We start from the raw sequence: 2,627 nt of genomic DNA, 5'->3' as shown, positions 1-2,627 counted from the left end.
CTGGAAGACAGTTCCGGCATCAGGTCACGGACACTCGCCGCCTGGGAACTCGCCTGGGCCAGCGGACGCGAATTGCTCGAACGTGGCAATGTGCTTGTCATCGACGAGGCCGGCATGGTGTCGTCGCAGCAGATGGCCCGCGTGCTTGACATCGCCGAGCAAGCCGAGGCGAAGGTCGTGCTGGTTGGTGACGCGATGCAGCTGCAGCCGATCCAGGCGGGGGCGGCATTCCGGGCGATCACTGAGCGGATCGGTTTTGCCGAACTTGCCGGTGTGCGCCGCCAGCGCCAGCCATGGGCGCGCGAGGCCTCGCGGCTTTTTGCCCGCGGCGAGGTCGAACAAGGCCTCGATGTCTATGCCCGACATGGCCACCTGGTCGAGGCAGGGACGCGAGCGGAAACGATCGATCGGATCGTCGCCGATTGGAGCCAAGCGCGCAAACAGGCAATCCAGAACTCAACCACGRCAGGCAATGACGGTCGTCTTCGTGGTGACGAACTGCTGGTGCTCGCCCACACCAACGAGGACGTCAAGYRTCTGAACGAGGCGCTGCGATCGGTGATGGTGGGAGAGGGCGCRCTTGGTGAGGACCGCGCTTTCCGGACCGAGCGCGGCGCGCGGGMATTTGCTGCCGGYGACCGCATCATCTTCCTGGAGAATGCCCGCTTCGTTGAASCGCGCGCAAYKCGTCTCGGCCCGCAACATGTGAAGAAYGGCATGCTCGGCACGGTCGTTTCCACCGGCGACAAACGTGGCGACGCAGTGCTTTCGRTCCGTCTCGACAGTGGCCGTGATGTCGTCATCAGCGAGAGCAGCTATCGCAATGTCGATCATGGCTACGCCGCGACCATTCACAAGTCTCAAGGCGCCACGGTCGAGCGAASCTTCGTGCTCGCCACCGGCATGATGGACCAGCACCTGACCTATGTGTCGATGACGAGRCACAGAGACCGCGTCGAYCTCTATGCGGCGAAGGACGATTTTGAAGCAAAGCCGGAATGGGGRCGAAAGCCGCATGTCGATCATGCCGCCGGCGTCACCGGCGCGCTCGTGGAAACAGGACAAGCCAAGTTCCGGCCRARYGAYGARGATGCCGACGACAGYCCCTATGCCGATGTCAGRRCRGATGACGGCACCCTCCATCGTCTATGGGGYGTCAGCCTGCCGAAGGCGCTCGAGGAAGGTGGCGTCTCAGAAGGCGATACCGTCACGCTGCGCAAGGACGGCGTCGAGCGGGTGACGATCAAGKTTGCSATCGTCGACGAACAAACCGGCCAGAAGCGGTTCGAGGAAAGAGAGGTCGACCGCAACGTCTGGACCGCCAAGCGGATCGAAACCGCCGAAGCGCGTCAGCAACGGATCGAGCGGGAAAGCCATCGACCGGATGTGTTCAAGCAGCTGGTAGAGCGCCTGTCGCGTTCCGGCGCCAAGACGACGACGCTCGATTTTGAAAGCGAGGCCGGTTATCGCGCCCATGCCGACGACTTCGCGCGCCGCCGTGGTCTCGATCACCTTTCGCTTGCCGCAGCCGGGGCGGAAGAAAGCCTTTCCCGGCGGTGGGCSGGGATTGCCGAGARGCGCGAGCAGCTGGCGAAGCTGTGGGAGCGGGCAAGCGTTGCGCTCGGCTTCACGATCGAGCGGGAACGGCGCATCGCCTACAACGAGGAACGGGCTGAACCCCAAACCGTCTTGGAGGCGGATGTTGCTCGCGGCCGATATCTGATCCCGCCCACCACGGGCTTTGCCAGGAGTGCCGAGGAAGATGCGCAGCTGGCACAGCTTTCGTCTCCTGCCTGGAAGGAACGGGAAGCCATCCTCCGGCCGCTGTTGGAGAAGATCTATCGTGACCCGGATGCAGCCCTTGTCGCCTTGAACGCGCTTTCATCGGATACAAGCGTCGATCCGCGCAGGCTTGCCGATGATCTTGCCAAAGCACCCGAGCGGCTCGGCCGCCTGCGGGGTTCCGAGCTGATCGTCGACGGTCGTGCGGCACGCGACGAACGAAATGCCGCGATCACTGCCTTGACGGACTTGCTGCCGCTCGTCCGCGCCCATGCCACCCRGTTCCGCCGGAATGCCGAACGCTTCGAAAGCCACGAGCARCARCGCCGCGCCCATATGGCATTGTCGATCCCGGCGCTCTCCGAAAAGGCGATGGCACGTCTTACCGAGATCGAGGCGGTGCGCAGGCAAGGTGGTGACGACGCCTACAAGACCGCCTTTGCGCTTGCCGCCAAAGACCGCTCGATCGTCCAGGAGGTCAAGGCGGTCAGCGAGGCGCTGACCGCTCGCTTCGGCTGGCGCGCGTTTACCTCGAAGGCCGACGCGGTTGGCGAACGCAACATGATCGAGCGTATGCCGGAAGACCTCGCCAGTATCAGAGGCGAGAAGCTGACCCGGCTGTTCGACGCCGTGAAGCGCTTTGCCGACGAGCAGCATCTCGCCGAGCGGCGGGATCGTTCGAAGATTGTTGCCGGCGCCAGTGCCGATCAAGGGATGGAGAATGTCCCCATGCTTGCCGCCGTCACCGAGTTCAGGACCGCGATCGACGAGGAGGCGCGCTCGCGTGTGCTCTCAGATCCTCTCTATCGCCAGCAGCGAGCAGCGCTGGCGGCGGTGGCAAGCGC

The 2,627-nt window shown here is 64.0% G+C and carries 1 protein-coding gene; it reads left to right on the top strand.

Features of this window, described 5'->3' with window-relative positions:
• Positions 1 to 2,627, top strand: a 2,627-nt coding sequence (locus AC1D2N_RS36100) for an AAA family ATPase (protein WP_477983008.1), incomplete at both ends; no start/stop codon positions are given.

This window comes from Rhizobium sp. P1_B8 (assembly GCF_056406515.1).
The sequence above is the reverse complement of the archived record's forward strand: the minus strand, read 5'-3'. Positions and strand labels throughout refer to the sequence as shown.